The sequence below is a fragment of the Halobacillus seohaensis genome, assembly GCF_042663045.1.
GTDB classification, from domain to species: domain Bacteria; phylum Bacillota; class Bacilli; order Bacillales; family Halobacillaceae; genus Halobacillus_A; species Halobacillus_A seohaensis.
The window spans coordinates 11537-34807 of sequence record NZ_JBHSZV010000030.1 but is presented as its reverse complement, the minus strand read 5'-3'; the positions used below and the strand labels follow the sequence as shown (position 1 = coordinate 34807).

Here is a 23271-nt window from a genome sequence, read left to right as displayed (position 1 = left end):
AAAAAAGGTTTCATTAAGCATTTGTAACACTAAGATTTCGGTAGCCTATCCAGACAAAAAAGGAGAGATCATTATTTATGTGTGGCATTTTTGCTACCGCAGGTCAAATATCAGATAATATAATGAAAGAAGTACTTAATAGTATGGTGCATCGTGGGCCAGATGAAAGTAAGGATAACCGCCTCAATCACTTCCACCTAGGTCATCAAAGATTATCAATTATCGGACTTGATGATGGTATTCAACCGATAGAAAACAAACAGAAGACAAAATGGATTGTTTGTAACGGAGAAATTTATAACTATTCTACGTTAAAAGATGAACTACGATCCAAAACAACTTTTCTTACTGAATCCGATAGTGAAACAGCCTTAAAAATATATGAGGAAGAAGGCGTTGATGGTATTTCCAGATTAGATGGGATGTTTGCCTTTTTTATCGCCGATGAGGACAACCACACCTTTGTAGCTGCACGCGATACGCTGGGAATCAAACCACTATATTACGGGGAAGACGAAAATGGGAATTTTGTTTGTTCCTCTGAACTAAAAACTCTCTACTTAGTTACAGACCAAGTTCATGAATTTCCAGCAGGACATTATTACACACCAGAAGTAGGGTTTGTTTGCTATCGCTCAATTAAAAGGCCTAAAGCTTTATTAGAGCAAGATCATCAAGAAATCACTCATGGGATCAACAAGCATTTAACGAAAGTCGTAGAAAAAAGACTATTGGCAGACGTAGAAGTTGGAGTTTTGTTAAGTGGTGGACTTGACAGCAGTTTGATCGCAGCGCTTGTTGCTAAGTTACAGAAGGATGGTAAAACAGTGAAATCCTTTTGTGTTGGTTCAGAAGGCAGTGAAGATATTTTAAGAGCTCGTGAAGTCGCTGAGGCGATCGGCACAGAACATTACGAATATATTTATAGCCAAGATGAATTGTTAGAAGTTATTCCAAAAGTCATTTATCATTTGGAGTCATTTGAGCCTTCTCTTGTTAGAAGCGCATTACCAAATTACTTTGTTTCCAAACTTGCATCCCAGCATGTGAAAGTTATTTTGTCAGGGGAAGGTGCAGATGAGCTTTTTGCTGGATATGATTATATGAAAAAATACGAGAATACTGATCATCTGAATAATGAAATCATCCGAGTTATTAATTCTCTTCATAACATTAATCTTCAACGTGCAGACCGCATGAGTATGGCTCATTCTCTGGAGTTAAGGGTACCATTCTTAGATCTTGACATAGTAGAATATGCCCTTCAAATACCTGCAAATTTAAAGTTACATAAGGACGAACAAATGGAAAAAACTATTTTACGTCAATCCTTTGAAGATGTACTGCCCCACCATATACTTTGGCGAAAAAAAGAGGAGTTCTCAGCAGGGAGCGGAGCCCTTGATATTTTAAAAGAACATGCCAATCAAGCGATTTCTGATCAACAGTGGACAGAGCTAAATCAAGAGGCCACAGTAGGACTTCGCAGTAAACAAGAGTGCCTATATTATAAAATTTTCAACGAGTATTATCCCCAAAAAACAGCTGTCTCGATGGTAGGCAGATGGGCCACTTCCTAATCAAAAGAAGCTGTTTTCAACGTAATAATTACTATGTTAATTGGTATGCTATTTGCTATGTTGATTTTTATAGACCAAGTAGGTAATTGTAATTTTATGTTAAAATAATTGAAGAGTCTGTGAAGGATTGTTGAAGACTCGATTCCGAGATCATGTGGGGGTTCGTTACCGTATAAGGAACAGGGGTGACTTTAAAACAACTCGCTTTCCTGCGGGGAACTGGCAAGCTCCTTCTCGAGGCTGTTGAAAAAGTGTTTAAACTTAACACGGGCAGAGAACCGCAGTCATCATGTTGATGTTAAAGAAGAAATCACTCGCGGATATAGTTGTTGGTTGAGCTAATTCTCTAATTAAATTCACTTTTTCAGACGTGAAGTAGCTTATCCGATGCTTCCGTTCTCCTCATGAAAGCAAGAAGGTCCGGGAAATTGTGAGACTCCACCTTTAAAAGCGGAGGCGCCTTGGTCAGCGGCGTATGGACTGGACTGAGCTGTCGGAGATAAAGGAAACACGAAGAACATCGTGATTCGATGTTGACTTATCGTCCAGAAGCGAGGGAAGTCTCGCTAGGCGCTGGAGCTAGATAACGCCGATAGGATTGATGAACCAGAATTTAGCCTTCGTCCTTATAAGGCGTAAGAGCTGGGATGAACATAATCAGTGAGATCCCGCAAGGCGTAGCCTGAAGAAGCTCACCACATGCCCACGGAAAGCGAGTGATTTCCCGGACCTTTTAACGCCATCCTTGGTAACGGAAACCACCGGAATGTCTCGAAATTCAGTCTTCCAAATTGTGTGGTACTTGGTACCACACAAAATAAACACCCCTAATGACTACCATAGGGGTGTTACTTATATTACTTATGAAAATCTAAGCCTGAATGAACTTCTTCGACATATCCTGCCCTGATCACATAATCACCGAAATGTTCATTTTCTTCTCGTTCTTTAGCATATTGAAAAATCATAGGTTTTAACTCTCTTAAAATTTCTTCTTCTCCAATGTTCTCTCGATAGAGTTTGCTCAAGCGATCTCCCCTAAAACCTGCCCCCAAATACATATTATATTTTCCTGGAGCTTTACCGATAAAGGCGATTTCACCTAAGGTTGGACGAGAACAGCTATTAGGACAACCCGACATGCGGATAATGATTTCTTCATCCTTTATACCTGCCTCATCAAGAATGACTTCTAATTTATCGATTAATGACGGTAGATAGCGCTCAGCTTCAGCCATTGCCAAACCACAAGTCGGAAAGGCTACACATGCCATAGAACTTCTTCGTAAGGCGGAGTTTTGTTTTCCATCTGTCAGTCCATATTCCGCGACCAGTTCTTCGATTTGATATTTATTCTCTTCTGTTACATTAGATATTATCAGGTTTTGGTTTGGCGTAAGCCTGAAATCTCCCGTGTGAACTTTTGCGATTTCCCGCAACCCAGTCATTAACGAATAGTCTTCTGAATCCTTAATTCGTCCATTCTGGATAAACAGGGTAAGATGCCATTTTTCATCGCCCTTTGTCCAGCCATAACGGTCACCATTATTATCGAATTGATAAGAACGCGCCTCTTCAAGTGACCAACCTAACCTTTCATTCAATTCATTTTTTACCCAGTCGAGCCCTCTTTTATCAATCGTATACTTAAATCGGGCATTTTTTCTTTCGGATCGATTACCGTAATCACGTTGAATCGTAATTATTTTCTCAGCAACCTCTACAATTTTATCAGGTGAACAGAAACCAATCACTCGCGATAGCTGAGGATAAGTATCTGTATCTCCATGGGTCATCCCCATGCCGCCCCCTACTGCTACATTAAACCCTTGAAGCTTTCCATCCTCGAGAATAGCAATAAAACCAAGATCTTGAGAAAAAACATCCACATCATTCGAAGGTGGAACTGCTACGCCAATTTTAAATTTCCTTGGCAAGTATAGCGGTCCGTACATCGGTTCAACTTCCTCGTCTGTGCCTCGACTATCTAATACTTTTTCTTCATCAAGCCAAATTTCGTGATAGGCTCTCGTTTTTGGTAAGAGATAGTCACTTAATTCCTGAGACAATTCGTACACTTCAGCGTGAATGTTGGACTGATATGGATTTGAATTACACATTACATTTCGATTAACGTCCCCACAAGCAGCAATCGTATCCATTAGGGAATGATTAATTTCCTGAAGGCTTTTCTTCATATTCCATTTCAATACCCCATGTAATTGAAACGTTTGTCGGGTAGTAAGTTTTAGCGTGCCATTTCCATAATTATGGGCAAGATCATCCATTGTAAGCCACTGTTGTGGTGTGGCAACGCCTCCGGCTAAACGAACGCGCACCATAAATTGATAGGCTGCTTCTAACTTTTGCTGTTTTCGTTCAAGACGTAAATCTCGATCATCTTGCTGGTAGCTCCCATGAAACTTTAATAACTTTGTATTTTCATCAGAGATTCCTCCACTGATCCTATCTTCGAAGCTTTCTACAAGAGTCCCGCGGAGATAATCACTACCTTCCTTAATTTTCTCCATTTCACTCGGTGGTCCATCTTGTTTCGTTATACTTTTATTCGACATGCTTATGCTCCTTCCTATCGACTGCCCATTTCATTTTCTTAATAAATATCCCTTTGATAGCGTTTTTGATTGCGCATGTCAGCTAGATATTGTTCAGCCGCTTCCTTGCTCATGCCGCCTTCTTGTTCAAGGATAAATAACAGCGCCGCCTCAACGTCTTTTGCCATATATTTCTCGTCACCGCACACATAAACTGCTGCACCATTTTCTAGCCATTGATAGATCTCTCGCCCTTTTTCAAGCATTCGATGCTGCACATAAATCTTCTCAGAAGTGTCTCTTGAAAACGCGACATCAAATCGAGAAAGGACCCCTTCTTTCAGCCACTTTTGCCATTCGACTTGATAAAGAAAATCGGTTACGAAATGTTGCTCACCGAAAAATAACCATGTTTCTCCTTCGGCTCCAATCTCTTCCCTCTCTTCTAGAAAAGCTCGGTAAGGTGCAACCCCTGTTCCAGCTCCGATCATAATTACAGGTGTGTCCGGATTTTCTGGAAGTTTAAAATTTTGATTGCGCTGGACGAATACTGGCAGTGAATCACCAGACTCTGATCGTTCAGCACACTGGACCGAACAAACACCCGTACGATTTCGTCCATTCGTATCATACCGGACCGCTCCGATCGTGAGATGCACTTCGTCTGGATTTGCTTTAGCGCTACTCGCAATGGAATAAAGACGAACAGGAATCTTACGAAGAATCTTAATAAATTCGGCAGCAGATACTGGCCACGGTCCATAGTCCTGAACTAAATCAATCAGGTCTCGACCATATATATAATTTTGCAGTTCTTCTTTACTTTCCGGGCTAAGCAGCTTGTTCAGTTCCTCATTGTTTGTAAGTTGAGATGCTTTTTCTAGCAATGGTTTCGTTAAGCTCGTAATTTCAAAAGTAGTAATTAATGCATCTCGTAATGGAAGTAGCTCCCCCTGTTTATTGATAGAAACTTGTTCCTCAGCATTCCAATCCATTTCTTGTAATAGTTGATCTACGAGAACAGGATCATTATTAGGAAAAATACCTAAGCTGTCACCTGGTTCATATTCTAAATTAGCACCTTCTAAGTCAAGCTCGAGATGACGAGTTTCTTTGTTAGAACCACGTCCGTTAAGGTTTAAATTTTCTAAGATTTCTGCCTTAAACGGATTTTTTCGTGAATAATTCGACTGATTCTCTGTAGTATCTTTTGGTCCAGGCTGGGAGGATGGATCACCAGCTTGAGAAACGTCTTTTGTATCGTTTAAGATAGCTAAGACTCCGTCAAACCACTCTTCCGCAGGTTCTTCAAAATCAAGATCACAATCAACCCGCGGATAAAGTCGTTCTCCCCCTAATTCCTCTAGACGTGCATCGAAGTCTTTGCCTGTTTGACAATAGAATTCGTAGGAACTATCCCCTAAGGAAAGCACGGAGTACCTTAGATCTTCTAACTCAGGAGCTCGTTTACTATGTAGGAAATCATAGAGTGAGATTGCATTGTCCGGTGGATCTCCATCACCATGAGTACTTGTTAGAATAAGTAAATCTTCAACTTTTTTTAAACCTTTTGGCTTGAAGTTTTCCATGGAAGATAGCGTGACTTTATATTCTTGATGTTCTAATTTTTTGGACAACTCTTCAGCTAAGGCTTCGCAATTTCCAGTATGAGAGCCATAAATAATCGTTATTTCACGTGTTTTATTTTGTGCACTGTCTTGTAAAGCAGTGTTTGTTTCTACATTACTTTGTCCAGACGGAACGGTTGACTGAGTGTTAGCCAAATATCCGCTCAACCAAATTTTTTGGGTTTCTGTTAATGTTGGTAAAAGCTGATTGAGTAACTCTCCTTGTTCTTGACTAAAAGGACTGTTTGTCACTTGTAACTGCAAAAATACCCACCTCGCAAAGTTCTTTTTATTTTTTCATAGCCATTCATTCAACTATCAAGCGTTGATCGATTGGTAATAACGGTCGATTTCTACGATCATAGCTCCCATTTTCGGGTTCTCCGGCTGAAGAACATTGACTATACCGCTACGCTCAAGTTCATTGGCTGTAACTTTCCCAACCGCAACGGCCAATACTTGTTCATTAAAAGCTTGAACAATGTTTTTCGTATCAAGTTGCTCTGACAATATATTCTTGACCTGTGTTTTACTCGTGAAAACTACAGCATCAAGCGATTGTTCTATAATCTTCTTCTTTAAATTGCTGAGTACTTCGTGATCCGGTCGTTCATAGGAATAGGGCTTTGACAAGTAAACGGAACATTGGACTTTCTCAAGTTCTTCTTTTAGCTGAGCATCATCTTGATTATAAGCCTGAAGGAAGACTTGCTTTTGTTCTACCTGTTGATCAGCAGTAAAAGCTGCCAAAAGATTTTCCATGGTCCCATCCTCGGATATTCTATGAACATTTACTGTATGTTTTTTACACCAATCGAGCGTCTTTTTGCCACGAATTGCCACGTTTGTTTTGTTCAATTTATCAATAAATGAGGAGTAAAGGTCATTTTCGTACGCCGCGTCTGACAAAGTTTTGGCTCCGATTCCTGTTGTTAAAATCACCCAATCAAAACTGTTCTTAAGAAAATACTGAATATTTTCTATACAAATTTGTTCATTCAACATTTGTTTTCCCTGGATGGAAAAAATTTGAGGATGACCTTCATGTTTTTGAATCAACTTGCTGATCGATTCGGCACTACGATCGGCCGCTACTCCGATTTTCTTACCAGCTAAACCTGCCATTCTCTTTCCACCCTTTCTATTAAACTAAAAGACTCAAACAGAATAACTGTTACTTTCTAAAGCTTCATACACACGGTCTTTTAAAGCGTCTATTATAAAGGGATGGTGCCCAAGGTATTGGCACAGTATGACTTGCTGTTCTAATTGTTTAACCTCGTTAATTTTCTTTTGCATTGAGTTCATGAGCACACCGGTAAACCAAAGATAAGGAATAACAAAGGTTTGTTTCTTCCCTTTTATCCCTTGTAACCCCTCCTCAAAAGAAGGAGAACACGCTGCTAAATAACAAACATCCACGGTAGAACCGGTTACTTTCCCTTGTAATTTTTGAGCAATTAGTTCGATCGACTGCTTCGTCTCAGGATTTCTACTCCCTCTTCCTACAAGTAGAATATGTGCATTAGGAAGACGGGTAACATTTGTTTCTTGTATTCTTTGGACTAAAATATCGACCAATCGATCTTGGACACCGAGCGGTTCACCATATACAAAGTTAATATGTGGATGGCGAACTTTCGCATCTTCAATTTCACTTGGTATATCCTTATAATAATGCCCTGCACTTAATAACAACACAGGCATAATGACGATTTTCGTAGCTCCACGGTCGACGAGTCGTGAAATCCCTTGCGTCACATCCGGTTCAGCTAACTCTAAGAAGCAAGTTTCCTGCAGAGGGATATCCACTTGCTGCTGGACGGTTTGAATAAAGGTAACAGCTTCCTTTCGTGCTTTCTCTACACGGCTTCCATGACTAACGTATAGTACAGCTTGCATTAAACCATCCTTCCTTTATGATACAACCGAACGAATCGGCCCTTGTATTTCCTGATGTTCAAACCATTGCAATTCGTCTCTAAGCTTTACGACCTCTCCAACTATAATCATAGCAGGATTTTCGACAGCATGAGCTTTTTCTACAATATTATTAAGAGTCCCAACTACGGTTTGCTGCTGTTCGGTAGTACCCCACTCGACAAGAGCGATCGGAGTCGTAGCTTCACGACCATGGCGAATCAGTTGTTCAACTATTTCGGGTAGTTTCCGAACGCCCATATAAATACATAACGTGTCTGCGCTTTTGGCTACATGTTCCCAATGATCATCTGAATCTTTCATTTGGCATACTCCCGAAATAAAAGCTACAGAAGAACTATATTTACGGTGTGTAACTGGAATCCCCGCGTAGGCCGGGGCTGCTACTCCAGATGATATACCAGGGACAACTTCAAAGGGAATATTTTTCTCAGCCAATGCTTCCGCTTCTTCTCCCCCTCTGCCAAAAATAAAAGGATCCCCTCCTTTTAAACGGGTTACAATCTTTCCTTGTAAGGCGAATGTACAAAGAGCATTGTTAATCTCTTCTTGGGATAGCGAAGGATGATCAGGACTTTTACCACAGTAAATGAGTTCAGCTTCTTCTTTCACTTCCTTTAGTAAATCTCTATTTATTAATCGATCGTATAAAATAACATCTGCTGCTTGGATAGCCTTCAGCCCTTTTACTGTAATTAAGTCTGGGTCACCGGGCCCTGCACCGACAATATACACTTTTTTCATGAGACAGTTCCCTCCTTTCTTTTCATCATTTAAGACTTCCACTTCGCCATCCCTCTATTATCTTATATCCATCCTTTATTCTCTAGTAAAGATATGAGTTGAGCTGCACAGTCTTCTTCACTAAACTCATGGGTTCTCAATACGATCTCAGGAGATTCAGGTACTTCATAAGGGGAGTCAATACCCGTAAAACCTTTTATTTCCCCGCTTCTAGCTTTTTCGTATAAGCCTTTTGGATCTCGGACTTCACATTCAGATAAAGGACAATCCACATGGACTTCGAGAAAATCTCCTTGTTCAAGAATATTCCTTACTTGATTACGATCTTCCTGATAAGGAGAAATAAAAGCGGTCAACACGATAGTGCCACTTTCTGCAAATAGCTTGGCAACCTCGCCAATTCTACGTATGTTCTCTTTTCGATCTTCCGCTTTGAATCCAAGGTCAGCATTCAATCCGTGACGAACGTTGTCTCCATCTAATAGATAAGAGTTTACCTTTTTTTCATAAAGATGTTTATTGACTAGATTGGCAATACTTGATTTACCAGATCCAGATAGTCCAGTCAGCCAAATCACTCCACTATGGTGTCCATTTTTAGTACGATAATCTTCGGTTAATACACTCGCATTATGCCAGACAATATTGGATTCCAACTACTTCACCCTTTTGTTATTGTGTCACCTTTAATCCATCTATTAAAACCTCTACAACTTCAGGACGGCTGAAAGTCTTAGGCGGCTTCTCGCCATTTCGCAGCAGTTCACGTACTTTCGTCCCTGATAAGATAACATGCTGATCATCATCATGAGGGCACGTTTTATGGGAAACCATCGCTTCACAAGACAAGCAATAAAAGCTGTGTTCAAAGAATAATGGCGTGATGCCTAATTCATCTTCTTCGTAGTTACTGAAAATTTTCTGTGCATCATAAGTGCCGTAATAATTTCCGACACCTGCATGGTCACGTCCGACAATAAAGTGAGAGCAACCAAAGTTTTTCCGTACAATGGCGTGGAAGATCGCTTCCCTCGGGCCTGCATAACGCATAGCCGCATTAAACACAGCAAGCACCACTCGATTAGCAGGATAATAATGTTCTAGTAAAACTTGGTAACTCTTCATTCGAACATCACTCGGAATATCATCACTCTTTGTTTCTCCTACTAAAGGATTAAGAAATAGTCCATCGACAATTTCTAAAGATGCCTTTTGAATATATTCGTGAGCTCGATGGACAGGGTTACGCGTTTGAAACCCGACCACTTTATTCCATCCGAGTTCCTGAAAATGCTTCCTCGATTCTGCAGGGTCCAAATAAAACTTATCCTCATGTTCTCGAACTGATTGGTTAAGCATTTGTATTTCTCCAGCTACGTAATAGTCCGGACGATTGAAAAGCTTTTTCACCCCTGGATGCGCTTCTTCTGTTGTTAAGTAAACTTCTCTTGCTTCTTTCTCTTTATCTGGTTGGTAGATCTCTTCGATTTCGATAACTCCATACACTGTATTACCTTGATAAAGCTCTGCAACATCACCTGGGTTTAAGCTCGACGCCTGCTCAGCATGAACAGGTAATGTAATAGGAATACTCCATGGCGTACCATCAGCTAATCGTAACGTATCAACGACTGATTGATAATCCTCTTTATTTAAGAAACCTTTAAGTGGACTGTACGCCCCATTCGCTATCAATTCTAAATCGCTCAAAGCCATAGCATCTAATTCAATACTATCTGTTGGTTTTGATGTAAACCCTTCTTGATTCCATTGATTGACTAGGTACCCGCCATGTGGCGTAATAAGTGACATATAACTCTCTCCTTCATTTAGTTTTATAGTATAATCCATTCCATCCCTATTCTTAATTTCCTGAAGTGTGTAGCCCACATTCCGTTTTAGTTGACCCCTTCCATCTACCTGAACGATCGTCATCTTGTTCATTCACAGCAGACGTGCAGGGCATACAACCAATACTAGGATAACCTTGATCATGTAAGACATTGTAATCCAAGTCGTTTAGTCGGATATAATCCCAAACATCATCCCAGGTCCAGTAAATAAGGGGACATACCTTAATTGATTCAAATCGTTCATCCTTATTCACAAAGTTCGTATGGCTTCTACTAGGAGACTGTTCTCTTCTCAATCCTGAAATCCAGGCTGTCGCTCCAGAAAGAGCATCCTCAAGCGGTTTGATTTTTCGAATGTAACAACATTGATTGGGCTGTCTTTTCCAAAGAGCAGAACCGTACTGACTTGACTGCTCATCTAGTGTTAAATCCGGCTTTTTTAAATGAATGTTAAGCTCAGGGTATCTTTTTTTTACTTTATCAATAAGTTCGTAAGTTTCTTGAAAATGGACATCCGTATCAAGAAAAACAATTTCCGCATCTTTCTTTACTTTGGAAATCAAATCAATTAATACAATTCCTTCCGCTCCAAAACTGCAAGCATATACAATTGACTCTCCATATGATTCATAAGCCCACTGCAAAACCTCAGCAGCACCTTTTGTATCATCAGTTGGTTGCCATCCTTCAAATGGGTCACTAGAGAAACGGTCATAATAAATAATATTGTTTCCCATAATTACCTCCCTCTAAGCCAAATTAAAAAACCTCGCTTCTTTTAGTAAAAATAAGAAGAGAGGTTTACGATGCATTCAGTAAGTTCCAATCTTCTTATCTATCGAGCGCCTGAAAAGCACTGCTGGAATTGGCACAGTGTTTAATGATTTGCTCATTAAATCCGTTGCCGAGGTTTCAAAGGGCCAGTCCCTCCACCTCTCACGATAAGAAAAGTCGTATGAAATTATTGATATTTAATGATTGCTACATATAATATGCTTATTCACAATAAATGTCAATAGATCATGAGAAAATTACAACCATTCTGTTTTTTAAAACCAAGTAAATTACTATGTTTATTAGTATATCGTAATACAAGTAAAAAATAAATACATTTATGAATGGACTTTTCAAAAAAATTTATTATCCATTCCCAAGCTAGGCTTTAGATAACCTAAAAAGGTTGCTTTCATCTTACTCAGCTGTCAAACTTAAGAAGTTACAAATTTTGATCGAAAAGAAGGCGTAGGTGACTATCATGATTGAAGTAAGACTGTCCACACTCACTGATGAAGAGTTCGGAAGAGGAGTGTTCGCAACACGCAATATAAGCAAAAATGAGCTAATCCATGAAGCTCCAGTCCTTCCCTATCCTAATGATCAGCATCAATTTATAGAGCAAACTCGGCTTGCGGATTATGCGTTTGAGTACGGAGAAAATCACACTGCTTTTCTTTTAGGATATGGTATGATGTTTAACCATTCGTATGAGCCTAATGCAAATTATGAAATTAACTTTGAGAAAGACACGTTTGACTTTTATGCTTATAACGATATAAAAGCAGGTGAAGAAGTCCTCATTAATTATAACGGCTTTGTTGATGACGAAGACCCATTATGGTTTAACGAAGAAGAAGAACAATAATTCATTTTGTTATGTAAGCACCCAATTAGTTTGGGTGCTTTTTTTATTAAGCTATGTTAAACGTCTACCATCGGGCAATATGTTGAATAAAGAGTTAAAAAATGGTTCCGTTAGTAAAGACAGAGGAATGGAACCACTTTAAGTTTAGAAAACAAGTCTGCTACGTTTCGGTTAAATAGTATAAATTCTTAAAGAAATATCACTCGCATATATAGTGGTTGGTTGAGTTAATTTTCTTATTAAATTCACTTTTTCAGTGGCCTCAGCTCTAGTAGGAGACTTACCGTCCTCCCCTCAGAAAACATGCCTGAGCCCTTTCTCTGTATCTAACGACAGAACCATTAAGTTAAGAAGCGAATCCCCCCCCCCTAAATTATTGCTTTTAAATCACGAGTTTCTTAGAAATGACCATCGTAAATCCTGGGTAACCTTCATTGGCAATTTCACTGCATTTCTCTCGATAAGCTCCCACTCCTCCAAGATAAATCAAGAATCCCCGTGGTTTTCCTTCAATATTTGCACCTGTATACCATGACTCAGTTTTTGTGAAGAGCGTAGCTTCGGCCACCTCTCTACAATGTGTACTCCATGCATTCTCAGCTTCTGGAGTTGCCTCGATATAATCTATATTATGTTCACAAAGATAATCAATACAGTCAGCAATCCATTCCACATGCTGTTCAATAGAAACAGGCATATTACTTAGCACGGAAGGACTTTCTGGTCCAGTAATCATAAACATATTAGGGAAACCTGCATTGGTCAAACCAAGGTAAGTTTTTGTCTGTGCTCCACCACCCCATTTCTCTTTTAAAGAAACCCCTTCTCTACCACGAATATCAATCTTTAACAGTGGACCTGTCATCGCATCATAACCTGTCGCAAAGATAAGTGTGTCCAGCTCATACTCTTCTTCCGTCGTTTGAACACCCTTCTCTGTTATTCTATGAATCGGAGTGTTTTTCAGATCAATGAGCGATACGTTTGTTCTATTAAATGTTTCAAAATAATTTGTATCCAATACTGGACGTTTCGTTCCATAATAATAGGATGGCATTAATTTCTCAGCAATCTTTTGGTCATGGACAGTTTCACGAATCTTTGAACGAACGAATTCAGCTAATGTTTCGTTGGCATCCTCGTTAATCGTGATATCATTATATGTGTTTTGCATATAAAAGCCGCCTTTTTCCCAGGCTTCTTCAAAAACCTCCTGCCGTTCTTCCTGTGTATTTTCTAAAGCTGATTGGGTTGGAAATTCTGCAGGTATCCCCCCTGGTGAGTTTCTCATTTGTTCCTTAATTTGATAAAAATTTTCTTTTGAATATTCAATTGTTTCTAAATCATAAGGGTGATTTTTTGCTGGCGTACTATACTGCGGTGTACGTTGAAAAACAGTAAGATGATCCGCTTCCTTAGCAATAACGGGAATAGACTGAATACCACTTGAACCAGTTCCAATGATCCCGACATGCTTCCCTTTGAAATCCACCCCTTCGTGAGGCCAGTGTCCGGTATGGTAGGATTCACCAGTGAAAGTATCCTTACCTTTTATGTTTGGAATGTTAGCTGCTGACAGACAACCTACTCCGGTAATAAAGTATTTCGCAGACACATTATTTCCATCGCCGGTCTCAATATTCCATTTGTGGTTCGTTTCATCATAATGTGCTGCCTTAATTTTGGTGTCAAACTGGATATCTGTCCGCAGTTCAAACTTATCAGCCACGAAATTAAGGTAATCCAAAATTTCTGACTGTTTTGGATAGCGAGAAGACCATGTCCATTCCCTATATAACTCTTCAGAGAAAGTATAATTATAATAGATACTTTCCGAATCACAACGAGCGCCAGGATATCGGTTCCAATACCACACCCCACCCACACCATCGGCTGCCTCATAAACTCGAACAGAATAACCAGCTTCTCTTAAACGATGAAGCATATATAATCCAGAAAATCCTGCACCAATCACAATTGCATCGTAATCAGGTGCCTGATGTTGATTAGTAGATACCATAATTCTTTCTACCTCCTTGTATACTTTTTAACTCTTTTTCAAAAGAATCGGGTTTACAAGACTATACATTTTGTTTGTTTTTACTTAAGAACTGATTGATTTGAGTAATAGTACCTTTAATTCGATCCGAAAAAACGGCCATTGTTGTAAAATATCCATGAACCATTCCAGCTTCCCTGATCGTTTCAACTTTCACTCCTGCTTTTTTAAGTTTTTCAGCATAAGCTACTCCTTCGTCACGCAAGACATCATTTTCTGCTGTTACGATAAGTGTGGAAGGTAGATTTTCTAAATGATTTGACGCTAATGGTGCTGCATACTGACTTCTTTTGTCCTGTTCTTTAGAAATATAATGATCCCCAAACCAGATCATTAAGTCTCGATCTAAACCAAACCCTTCTTTAAACTCTTGATAGGAATCCGTGTCGTACTCTAAGCTCGTCACAGGATATAGCAACACTTGTCCTTCAATTTTCGGTCCGTTTTGATCTCTTGCAATCATAGAAACAACAGTTGCTAGATTTCCACCCGCACTATCTCCACCTACTATTATATTGGAAGCGCTTCCATTAAATGATATAGCATTTTCATGTGCCCATAGCAAAGCTGCATAGGAATCTTCTACGGGAACCGGAAACTTATGCTCTGGAGCTAAACGATATTCCACTGAAACTACAATGTTACTAGTTTTATTAGCTAGCATGCGACAGCTGGCGTCAGAAGTTTCAATATCACCTAACACCCATCCACCTCCGTGGTAATATACAAAAACAGGAAACGGGCCCTCTCCTTCTGGTGTATAAATTTTAACTTTTATTTCTTCACCATTTCCAACATCAATCATTCGATCTTCGGTTTTAGCTAAAGGGGCCATTTCTACTTCTACAGGAGGAGCCTGTGCCATCATTTCTCTTACGGTTTGGGGATCCATCTTATGCAAAGCCGGCATTTGATTGAACGTCTCCAAATACAATTTTGATTGAGGGTCTAGATTTGCCAATATAATCCTCTCCCTTTTACAAATAGTAAGTACATTTCTAGGAAAACCATCCTAAAATGTCTACCTTCATGATATAATTTTATTTATAATAATAATATTCCCAATTTTCTATATACTGACCTAACCAAAAGGAGGTATAAAATTGACATCTACTTCTACCATTCATGACCATGTTCGTAAGCTAGAGGTCGATTCATGTCAAGAAGAACAATTGTATAGAATTATCGAAACGTATATGAAACTCTTCCCCGTTAAAAACTCATATCTTTTTAGATATTCGCCGTTAGGTTACTTAGGAGAAGGAATTATTTTAATGACTTCTTCAACTGACTTGGTATATATCAATGACATTAGAGATGATATTAGGTCTTTGCCAATCATTTACAAATCCATCAGAGAAAAACAGGCAAAATATTGTACAGGGATAGAATTTTTAAAACAAACGAGCAGTAAATATGTTATTCCTTCCAGTGTCAATTCCATGTTAGTTGTGCCGATTTGTTTTGATTCCATCGTGGTCGGATATTTTTGCAGTACAGAATTTGAAAAGGGCATAAAGTTAGATAGCGATATGCTTTCATCTTTCACTTTATACGGAAAGCTGATTGGTAAATTTATTCAAACCATGAACCATACCTCGGACTCAGATCTACTAAGTAAAAGAGAATTTGAAGTCATGAGAAGGATTGCCCAAGGTGAAAGCACAAAAGAAATGGCAGATGTAATGAAAATAAGTGACGCCACAGTTAAGCAATATGTGAAATCAGCCATCAAAAAGACCGGAGCACATAACCGTACCCATGCTGTTGCCGAGTTATTTCGGAGAGGCATTCTTTCCTAATTTTGTAAGCGCTTACTTTAACGTGCAATGAATGTTCCAGTACCCTGCATACATTACATATTAACAAGCCGGGTACTGGAACTTTTTTATTCAATAAATAAATGTTGCCAGCAAAACAGGCTTTTATCTTTCTGTCATACTTATTGATTAATACTGAATTTCAGACTCTCGTAGCATTTCGTTTAAACGGAGCACATATTATATTCGATGTTAAAAGAATAACTAATGACAAGATAACTCATATTAACCATGTAACGATATTTATTGTTTAATTACTTACAGATAACTTGCAAAAAGGAGGACAAACTCATGGACACACAACGAGCAAAAGAAATTCGAGAATCAGAAAATTTGATTAGCGTTACTTATCAAGGCAATCCCGTTTACATTGAACAAATTGATGAACAACACAAAACCGCAAACATTTATGTACTCGAAAATCCACAACAAAAAAATCTCGTACCTCTTGATGAACTACACGAAAAGTAGAGAAACTTTAAACACCAATGGCACTGCTTGCCTTAAAGGTTCTATAAAAGGAAGCTTAGCAAGGACAACGGGTTCCGTTTCCTATCGGTCTATATCAGACTTCAATTGGCGTGGTGGGGAAGGGGGAGACTCCTTCCCCACCGCCCCTTTCTCCACACAATCATATCGAATCGAGTCTTCTACAAATATTTTCACAAAAATTACAAGTACCTAATTGGTCTATAAAAAATACAATTAACATAGTCATTAGCACGTTGACAACAGCTAATATCATTATGTTATTTGAGTTTTAATCCTCAACCTCATCCTATAGGGTCAATTAAATCTTCGGATTCTATATCGGCATTTCTTTCCATCGTTTTAAAGTTTTTAACATATCAAATGCGATTAAACTAGGTGCCTCTTTCACCCACCCCGATTGATTTAAAAAGTAGGTACTCAAATAGATGTATTGGATAGGAGCTAAACATCTTGCTATATCGAAATCACGTTGACGTTCATCAAAGGTATACCAAGGGATCTCCTTTAAATATGCCTCACGAATAACCAATTCCGAGGGCGTGTAAGATAATCCAGTGGTACTTTTAATACGCGTTGAACCAACTTCATCAAATTGGCGGGCATCACCCAATAATTTTTCGAGTGAGAAAAATGGATGACTTATAGTTGCTTCTTCCCAATCAAAAATTAATATATTACCGTCAAACTGACTGATAGCATTATTAGTATGCAAATCAATATGATAAATCGAATTAGGATACTCTCGATAAGAAAGTCCCTCACTCCATTCTTCGATAAGCGGCAGATAGGATTCAATAAGTGGTAAATCAGTAAGCTCTTTTACTTCTTCTAATGGTAGGTTGAACTGCTCAGACAAGGATACTGATTCCCTTTTCCATACCGCAATATATTTATCTTTTATATCATTTAAAATCGATCGATATAAATCAGGTATCTTTTCTATCCCGATAGTCGGTATATCAAACTCTTTAGTTTTTATCTCTTCACTTACGCTAACCTGGATTTCAGCTAATGCTTTTGCTGTGTTCACTATCGAATCCATTGTTTTGGTGTCCCTAACGAGTTCTCCTTTAAACATAGTGAATAACATCCAAGTTTGTTCTTTATCATATTTCCAGTCTAATAGCTCAGGAACATTATCAGGACAAGATTCACTTAACAACTTGTAAATAACGGGCGAGGATTTAAAGATAGGCAAGAAACCAATTTTACATACAATATCTTCCTTCCCCTGTTCATAGAACAATCTAAACCTTGCTGTTATCCCCCAATCATTTGCACGAAATATTTCTTTTGGGCCAGCTACATCTTTTACATTAACCACAGATGACTGGATCCATTCACGGACGTCCTCTAACTTGACACGGTCATTCAACCAAATTAATTCTGCCATACGCACCCTCCTTTGTAAGTAGCATCGTTTAGTTAAAACTTTATTCTTGTATAGTACTACACCTGGGACGGTCTGAATAGAGAACACTTTTTTACTTAGACTAATGAAAAATGAGGCTAATTGGAAAGGACTATGGATATGAAAAAATTTCTTCTTACATTTTTAGTTATTACTTGTATGCTCCCTATGTCAAACGTTCATGCGAGTATTATTTATACCGTCAAAGAAAGTGATAGCCTATGGGGAATTTCCGAAAAATACAAAACTTCTCCAGATAAATTGCAAGAAATCAATGGCATAAAAGATCCCTCCAAACTTTTGCCTGGCCAATCATTATCTATTCCAGGTAATGAGTATGTAATAGACCAACAAGATTCTCTCTGGAAAATAGCGAACCTTCATCAGACTTCTATTGAACAAATAGTGAAGCTAAACAACCTATCATCCGAAACTGTCCATGTAGGACAACGGTTAAAAATTCCCCAGAGTACTAAACGGAATATCGATGCAGGAGCGTTCTTTTTACCATCCACACCAGCAGAAAATAAATGGATGATGGATTTCTATAGTGAATATTTGAGTGCAATTGGATTCTTTGAATACCGTGCCAATATAGATGGAGATTTAAGTAGCTTACATGGGGAGGAAGCCATTAAACTGGCATGGCAAAAAGGATTAACTCCTTATGCTACAATTACCAACTTAACCTCCCAAGGGTTTGACTCTGATCTTGCTCATTCGTTACTTGCTGATTCTAGCAAGCAGCAAACACTTATTGAAAATTTGGCCACATTAGTAGATCAAAAGCAATATAAAGGCGTGATCATCGATTTTGAGAACTTAAAGCCAAAGGACAGGGCTCTTTATAATACATTTATCGAAAAATTAAACAAGCGCATGAAAAAAATTGGCGGAGAAGTTGGAGTGTCCATACCACCGATGCAAGGGAATCGACAGCCCGCTCATCACAGCGCCTATGATTACCAAACTCTAGGAACACATTCAGATTTCATATTTTTAATGACTTATAATTGGCACTGGTCTGGAGGAGAAGCCGGATCAATTGCACCAATAAAACAAGTAGATGAAACGATCAATTATGCTGTCTCCGTGATCCCAAGCAACAAGATTTACTTAGGCATTGCTATGTATGCCTATGACTGGAATACTACATCAAAAGCTAAGGAAGCAGAAGCCTATTCTCAACAAAAAGCACTAAGCATTGCCGCTAAAAAATCAGGTAAGATTAATTACAGTTTTGAAAAAGCAACACCATGGTTCCGTTATTATGACGATGCCGGAGACCTTCATGAAGTTTGGTTTGAAGATGCTAGGTCCCTTCTACCAAGTATCGCTTAGTTAAAAAATATAATCTCAAAGGAATCGGCGGATGGAAAGCCGGTTTTAGGTTCCCGCAGGCGGGATACTTGTTGAAAGATGAATTCAATATCTTAGATGGTAGGCCCTGAAAGTTTTTTTATCAAGACTGTGGTAAATGTTATCGGGATGGAAGATGATGGGTAAGGGTTGATTGTCTAAGAGCTGCATTGGTTCTCCACTTCTTTAAGATGTCTATACGAGTATAAAGCTAAAACACAGTTGATAAGTCCTACTGTTGATCACCCCCCCCCCTCTCATGTACATCTATAATTGAACGCAGATCATATTATCGACTTGCCGTCCTATACTCTTGAAAAATTAAACAAAAGGTGTTCCAACTAGTGGTCGGAACACCTTTTTGTTATGCCGTATTGTGTTCTTCAAATCTGCTCTTCATTTTGTTCTTCATTGCTAATCGCGCACGGTATAGTCGAGATTTCACAGCAGCCTTCGATAAGTTAAGCTTACTAGCAATCTCACTTTCTCTTAGCTGCTGATTGTAATGTAGTTGAAAGACCGATCGAAGCTTCGGAGATAATGTACTAATTTTTTTCTTGATTTCTTCTTCTAAGATGATCTGTTCACATTCGTTTTCTACTTTTGATTCAGCAATTTCAAATGGTAGAAGTATCGGATAGTCTTCGATCGATAACAAGACGATTTTCTTCTCTTTTCTCAGAAAATCAATTGCCTTTCGTGAAGCAATAGTTGATAACCACGCCCCAACCTTGTTTACGTCTTTTATTTCATTGAATTTATCATAGGCTTTGATAAATGTTTCTTGGAGTACATCTTCAGCAGCGCTTGTTTCTTTAGTAATTTTAAGAGCTGTATAATAAACCCGACTGTAATATTTAGTGAATAAATCATTAAAGTTGATATCCGACACATCCTTGCCCCCCTTACTCTTTGCCATCGAAGTAATCCTTAACAAAGCTAGGCGCTTCGTCTTTTTGGAAGCTTAATACAGCATCAGCATGGGAGAATCTTTCGCGAAAATATATCCCTGCTAAATAGGAACCGTTCTGTTGATTTGTTTTCCCTTGTAACACCTGCTCAACCTCTTGCGTGTCTTCTATTCTCAATGGATCGATGTTTCCTCTTTGCATCTGTTCAAAAGCAGCATGAACTGGTATTTCGGTAGATTGATCCCAAGGATAAACCTCTACGTAATTGACATCTTCTGCTTGAACAATCACTTGATCGTAAAGACCCTCCGATTGTAACCATTCATTTGCTTTTTCATAAAATCTTTCCAAGGAAAATTGGACAGGTTCTTCTCCTTCTAGCATTATTTCTCCATACGATTCCAGACCTTGTGACGATCCCATATTTTCATACGATCCTTCATAAATATCTTCTTTTATCTGTTCTAAGAAGCTACTTATCTTGACAGGATCGACGATATACACCTCATCACCCATATGTGGGGAATGTAAGTTTATCCTCTGCGCTTGATTAGCATCTACATTAAGGATAGGGTAGTTCATTTCTTTATATTCTTTTGTTTCCGCTACAGTTTGTAACGATGTTTCCACTCTATTTTGATCGATTTGATAAGAACGCTGTACCTTATCCCCATTTTTCATTTCGTAAGCAATAAAGAATCTTTCCCCATTACGGTCCAGCGGATTTCCTTCTTGAATCATCTTTTCATGGAACTTCCGGACCGCTTCTAACGTTTCACCAGATTGTATGAGCTTTCCTTGACCACTACTTATATAGTTTTCATAGTGATAATAATCCGTGCCCAAAAATACACTCTCTACTTCACCACTCTTTGGTACATGTTCTTCATATCCCATCATTAGTAACGGAATCACACTTAACAATATGGCAACCGCCAGCCCATACCATGCAAAACTTTTCCAATAGGAGAAAGAAAACACTCGCCATGTCTTTTTCACCAGCATGGTAGATAAGAAGTAACCAAACAAACCGCCAAGAACATATCCACAAATAATCCATGGATAGGTGTTTTGGGTCCCACCGAAATACATAGCACCAAATAACGCAAAACAGAAGGTCACTCCATATTTGAATATTGGTTTCAGCCATGTAACGGCTATCGCCTGGGACGCTGATTCCAACTGACGTTTTTTGTATATAAACTTAGAAACTAAGTAAAAGAGAACGGCTACAACAACATAGATTCCTAAGGTTACATAATCGACCGGTAAGAAACCTTCACCTGGATTCATAGGGTAATATTCTACGACATCAACAATAGGTGATAATTGTTGGCCAAGTTGATCCAATACCACACTCTCTGAAAATCCAGTGATATAGAAACTTAAGTGAAAAGAAATTAAACCAAAGATTCCTATAGGGAAAACCAACAAGATATAAGTCAGAACCCCTTGTACTGCAGATAACCCTGTCAATGTACCAACAAAAACACCAGACATGAAAACAAGCAATGTAACGATTACCATTAACCCTGTCCAGTAACCAAGATCGTTGACAGTATAAAATTCAGAAACGTCCGCCGCTCCGATAAACACTAAAAGGATGATACTATTCAAGATAATGGGAGCGATTAAGAAAACAAGACCTGATGCTATATGATAATTAAATAATTTCTCCCGTCGAATCGGCAAACTATGGATAAAATCAGAAGACGATTTAACATGCATATAGCGAAATAGAAAAACTGCCATCAATACCGGCATGATAAAAAGGAACAAACACTGGATCTCAAATATGAAGGTTGATGCAAACAACCCTGCACTACTTGGTTCGACGCCATAGTCATCACTAAGTGCCATCGCTAGTTGAAGAGGTAGCGTGAATAGCAACCCAACCAAGTACATGATACTGACCCAGCCTACATTTCGAAAATCCTGTTTGAAAATTTCCTTCTTAAACGAGGATGTTTTCAATGGCATAACCGGCACCTCCCATTTCATAAATAAATATCTCTTCTAACGTAAGAGGTAGCCGATCAAAAATAACTGGATGATATTTTTGAATGATATTGGTTACTTCCTCTTCGCTTCCTTTCACTATCATCAGGACGACACTTCCCCTTTTTTCGTGGTACAGGATCTCTAGATCGCTTTGCAATATAACTTCTTGTTCATCTTTAAAGGCTACTTGGATCTTATGCACATCTGCTTTTAAATCATCCAAATCTCTTTCAAGAAGCATTTCACCTTTATGTAAGATTCCGACATGATCACAAATATCCTCTACTTCTCTAAGATTGTGAGAGGATATCAAAACGGTCATTTCTCGATCTGCCACATCCTGGATGATCAGACTCCTCACCTTTTTTCTCATGACGGCATCTAACCCATCGAACGGCTCGTCTAAAACAAGTACATCAGGCATCACAGACATCGCCAACCAAAAAGCGACTTGTCGTTGCATACCTTTAGAAAATTGACTAATCTTTTTATTTTCATCCAAATGGAAAATCTCTTTCAACTTTTGATAGCGTTCCTCATTCCAAGATGGATAGATTTCCTGATAGTAATTACCCATCTGCTTCACTGTATATTGGGGCAAAAAATAAAGGGTATCTGGCAGAAAAACCATTCGCTTTTTCACGTTTTCATTTTCAAAAACATCTTCCTCTAGAACACGAACTTACCCGATTGCTGCTTCAATATACCGGCAATCATTCGCATCAACGTTGTTTTTCCAGCACCGTTTGACCCTAACAATCCATAAATAGACCCTTGTCTAACATGAAACGTGACATGATTCAAAACTTCTTCTCTTTCAAATGATTTATCAACATTCCGCACTTCAATCATTCTTTTGACCTCCTTCCACTTCACGGAGAAGTAATTCAATTTCCTTAGAAGTAATTCCAAGATAAATGGCCTCAGCGAATAACTTTCTCAACTCTTCCCGCACTTTGTTCAACTCCTCGTCATTATCTGTTTTATTCACGGGATATACAAAACTTCCTTTTCCTTTTAATGAGTATATATATCCTTGTGACTCAAGCTCTCTGTATGCTTTTTGTATCGTATTGGGATTTATCGTCAATTGCTGGGCAAGTTCTCTGACGGAAGGAAGTTTTTCATCCTTCTTAAGAACTTCATTGATAATAAGCTCCTTCAGCTTCTCCACTAGCTGTTCATAGATGGGCCTTCGACTTCTAAAGTCCAATTCAAACATGTATACACCTCCAAATCGATGTTTATTACAACTGTATTAACCGTATTAGTATA

General features: G+C 38.7%; 19 protein-coding genes, 1 pseudogene and 1 riboswitch. Of the genes and pseudogenes, 5 read left to right on the top strand and 15 right to left on the bottom strand.

Features of this window, described 5'->3' with window-relative positions; all coding sequences use genetic code 11:
- The first annotated feature begins 77 nt into the window (after window positions 1–77).
- Entirely contained in the window at window positions 78–1580 is a 1503-nt protein-coding gene (gene asnB / locus ACFQIC_RS12120) for an asparagine synthase B (protein ID WP_204711186.1), read from the top strand.
- 857 nt (window positions 1581–2437) lie between these two features.
- On the opposite strand, the gene cysI is transcribed toward asnB, so the two are convergent.
- The 8 genes from cysI to ACFQIC_RS12080 form a co-directional block, all read right to left on the bottom strand.
- Window positions 2438–4156 carry an assimilatory sulfite reductase (NADPH) hemoprotein subunit gene (gene cysI / locus ACFQIC_RS12115; protein ID WP_204711185.1) on the bottom strand — a complete coding sequence of 573 codons (1719 nt, stop codon included), beginning with the start codon at window positions 4154–4156 and terminating at the stop codon, window positions 2438–2440.
- Between the two features lie 38 nt (window positions 4157–4194).
- Window positions 4195–6027, bottom strand: a complete 1833-nt coding sequence (locus tag ACFQIC_RS12110; RefSeq protein WP_204711184.1) for an assimilatory sulfite reductase (NADPH) flavoprotein subunit — start codon at window positions 6025–6027, stop codon at window positions 4195–4197.
- Window positions 6028–6081: 54 nt separating this feature from the next.
- Window positions 6082–6888, bottom strand: coding sequence for a uroporphyrinogen-III synthase (locus tag ACFQIC_RS12105; protein ID WP_204711183.1), 807 nt, complete (start codon window positions 6886–6888; stop codon window positions 6082–6084).
- Window positions 6889–6921: 33 nt separating this feature from the next.
- A complete protein-coding gene (locus tag ACFQIC_RS12100; RefSeq protein WP_204711182.1) occupies window positions 6922–7665 on the bottom strand; it encodes a sirohydrochlorin chelatase in 744 nt (247 codons plus the stop codon).
- 15 nt (window positions 7666–7680) lie between these two features.
- On the bottom strand, window positions 7681–8448 hold the full coding sequence (gene cobA / locus ACFQIC_RS12095) for a uroporphyrinogen-III C-methyltransferase (protein ID WP_204711181.1): 768 nt from the start codon (window positions 8446–8448) through the stop codon (window positions 7681–7683).
- 62 nt (window positions 8449–8510) lie between these two features.
- Window positions 8511–9104: an adenylyl-sulfate kinase gene (cysC, locus tag ACFQIC_RS12090; RefSeq protein ID WP_204711179.1), complete on the bottom strand. Its 594-nt coding sequence runs from the start codon at window positions 9102–9104 to the stop codon at window positions 8511–8513.
- A gap of 16 nt (window positions 9105–9120) precedes the next feature.
- Complete coding sequence (sat, locus tag ACFQIC_RS12085; RefSeq protein WP_204711177.1) at window positions 9121–10260, bottom strand: sulfate adenylyltransferase; 1140 nt, start codon at window positions 10258–10260, stop codon at window positions 9121–9123.
- Window positions 10261–10312: 52 nt separating this feature from the next.
- Window positions 10313–11038, bottom strand: coding sequence for a phosphoadenylyl-sulfate reductase (locus ACFQIC_RS12080; protein ID WP_204711175.1), 726 nt, complete (start codon window positions 11036–11038; stop codon window positions 10313–10315).
- Between the two features lie 91 nt (window positions 11039–11129).
- Window positions 11130–11249: riboswitch (SAM riboswitch) on the bottom strand.
- A 307-nt stretch (window positions 11250–11556) separates the two neighbouring features.
- Here ACFQIC_RS12080 and ACFQIC_RS12075 point away from each other — a divergent pair.
- A complete protein-coding gene (locus tag ACFQIC_RS12075) occupies window positions 11557–11943 on the top strand; it encodes an SET domain-containing protein (protein ID WP_204711173.1) in 387 nt (128 codons plus the stop codon).
- Window positions 11944–12325: 382 nt separating this feature from the next.
- Here ACFQIC_RS12075 and ACFQIC_RS12070 read toward each other — a convergent pair whose 3' ends face one another.
- A complete protein-coding gene (locus tag ACFQIC_RS12070) occupies window positions 12326–13963 on the bottom strand; it encodes a flavin-containing monooxygenase (RefSeq protein WP_204711171.1) in 1638 nt (545 codons plus the stop codon).
- Between the two features lie 61 nt (window positions 13964–14024).
- Window positions 14025–14963, bottom strand: a complete 939-nt coding sequence (locus ACFQIC_RS12065; protein WP_390217119.1) for an alpha/beta hydrolase — start codon at window positions 14961–14963, stop codon at window positions 14025–14027.
- A gap of 142 nt (window positions 14964–15105) precedes the next feature.
- Between ACFQIC_RS12065 and ACFQIC_RS12060 the strand changes: the two genes are divergently transcribed.
- Window positions 15106–15804: a response regulator transcription factor gene (locus ACFQIC_RS12060; protein WP_390217118.1), complete on the top strand. Its 699-nt coding sequence runs from the start codon at window positions 15106–15108 to the stop codon at window positions 15802–15804.
- A 309-nt stretch (window positions 15805–16113) separates the two neighbouring features.
- Window positions 16114–16293 carry an H-type small acid-soluble spore protein gene (locus ACFQIC_RS12055; RefSeq protein ID WP_204711169.1) on the top strand — a complete coding sequence of 60 codons (180 nt, stop codon included), beginning with the start codon at window positions 16114–16116 and terminating at the stop codon, window positions 16291–16293.
- A 334-nt stretch (window positions 16294–16627) separates the two neighbouring features.
- Here ACFQIC_RS12055 and ACFQIC_RS12050 read toward each other — a convergent pair whose 3' ends face one another.
- On the bottom strand, window positions 16628–17707 hold the full coding sequence (locus ACFQIC_RS12050; protein ID WP_204711167.1) for a phosphotransferase: 1080 nt from the start codon (window positions 17705–17707) through the stop codon (window positions 16628–16630).
- Between the two features lie 138 nt (window positions 17708–17845).
- Between ACFQIC_RS12050 and ACFQIC_RS12045 the strand changes: the two genes are divergently transcribed.
- Entirely contained in the window at window positions 17846–19066 is a 1221-nt protein-coding gene (locus ACFQIC_RS12045; protein WP_204711165.1) for a LysM peptidoglycan-binding domain-containing protein, read from the top strand.
- Window positions 19067–19448: 382 nt separating this feature from the next.
- On the opposite strand, the gene ACFQIC_RS12040 is transcribed toward ACFQIC_RS12045, so the two are convergent.
- From ACFQIC_RS12040 to ACFQIC_RS12025, 4 genes and pseudogenes are all read right to left on the bottom strand, one after another.
- A complete protein-coding gene (locus ACFQIC_RS12040; protein WP_204711164.1) occupies window positions 19449–19976 on the bottom strand; it encodes an RNA polymerase sigma factor in 528 nt (175 codons plus the stop codon).
- 13 nt (window positions 19977–19989) lie between these two features.
- Complete coding sequence (locus tag ACFQIC_RS12035; RefSeq protein ID WP_204711163.1) at window positions 19990–21975, bottom strand: DUF6449 domain-containing protein; 1986 nt, start codon at window positions 21973–21975, stop codon at window positions 19990–19992.
- Window positions 21950–22848, bottom strand: a pseudogene (locus tag ACFQIC_RS12030) (ABC transporter ATP-binding protein). The gene ACFQIC_RS12035 and the pseudogene ACFQIC_RS12030 overlap by 26 nt, the downstream one beginning before the upstream one ends.
- A complete protein-coding gene (locus tag ACFQIC_RS12025) occupies window positions 22841–23218 on the bottom strand; it encodes a GntR family transcriptional regulator (protein WP_204711162.1) in 378 nt (125 codons plus the stop codon). The pseudogene ACFQIC_RS12030 and the gene ACFQIC_RS12025 overlap by 8 nt, the downstream one beginning before the upstream one ends.
- Between the last annotated feature and the right edge of the window lie 53 nt (window positions 23219–23271).

What these genes read in the sequence shown, in the direction of transcription:
- asnB (WP_204711186.1), top strand. Translation starts at nt 78, where the DNA reads ATGTGTGGCATTTTTGCTACCGCAGGTCAAATATCAGATAATATAATG.
- cysI (WP_204711185.1), bottom strand. Translation starts at nt 4,156, where the DNA reads ATGTCGAATAAAAGTATAACGAAACAAGATGGACCACCGAGTGAAATG.
- ACFQIC_RS12105 (WP_204711183.1), bottom strand. Translation starts at nt 6,888, where the DNA reads ATGGCAGGTTTAGCTGGTAAGAAAATCGGAGTAGCGGCCGATCGTAGT.
- ACFQIC_RS12100 (WP_204711182.1), bottom strand. Translation starts at nt 7,665, where the DNA reads ATGCAAGCTGTACTATACGTTAGTCATGGAAGCCGTGTAGAGAAAGCA.
- cobA (WP_204711181.1), bottom strand. Translation starts at nt 8,448, where the DNA reads ATGAAAAAAGTGTATATTGTCGGTGCAGGGCCCGGTGACCCAGACTTA.
- sat (WP_204711177.1), bottom strand. Translation starts at nt 10,260, where the DNA reads ATGTCACTTATTACGCCACATGGCGGGTACCTAGTCAATCAATGGAAT.
- ACFQIC_RS12080 (WP_204711175.1), bottom strand. Translation starts at nt 11,038, where the DNA reads ATGGGAAACAATATTATTTATTATGACCGTTTCTCTAGTGACCCATTT.
- ACFQIC_RS12075 (WP_204711173.1), top strand. Translation starts at nt 11,557, where the DNA reads ATGATTGAAGTAAGACTGTCCACACTCACTGATGAAGAGTTCGGAAGA.
- ACFQIC_RS12070 (WP_204711171.1), bottom strand. Translation starts at nt 13,963, where the DNA reads ATGGTATCTACTAATCAACATCAGGCACCTGATTACGATGCAATTGTG.
- ACFQIC_RS12055 (WP_204711169.1), top strand. Translation starts at nt 16,114, where the DNA reads ATGGACACACAACGAGCAAAAGAAATTCGAGAATCAGAAAATTTGATT.
- ACFQIC_RS12050 (WP_204711167.1), bottom strand. Translation starts at nt 17,707, where the DNA reads ATGGCAGAATTAATTTGGTTGAATGACCGTGTCAAGTTAGAGGACGTC.
- ACFQIC_RS12045 (WP_204711165.1), top strand. Translation starts at nt 17,846, where the DNA reads ATGAAAAAATTTCTTCTTACATTTTTAGTTATTACTTGTATGCTCCCT.
- ACFQIC_RS12035 (WP_204711163.1), bottom strand. Translation starts at nt 21,975, where the DNA reads ATGCCATTGAAAACATCCTCGTTTAAGAAGGAAATTTTCAAACAGGAT.
- ACFQIC_RS12025 (WP_204711162.1), bottom strand. Translation starts at nt 23,218, where the DNA reads ATGTTTGAATTGGACTTTAGAAGTCGAAGGCCCATCTATGAACAGCTA.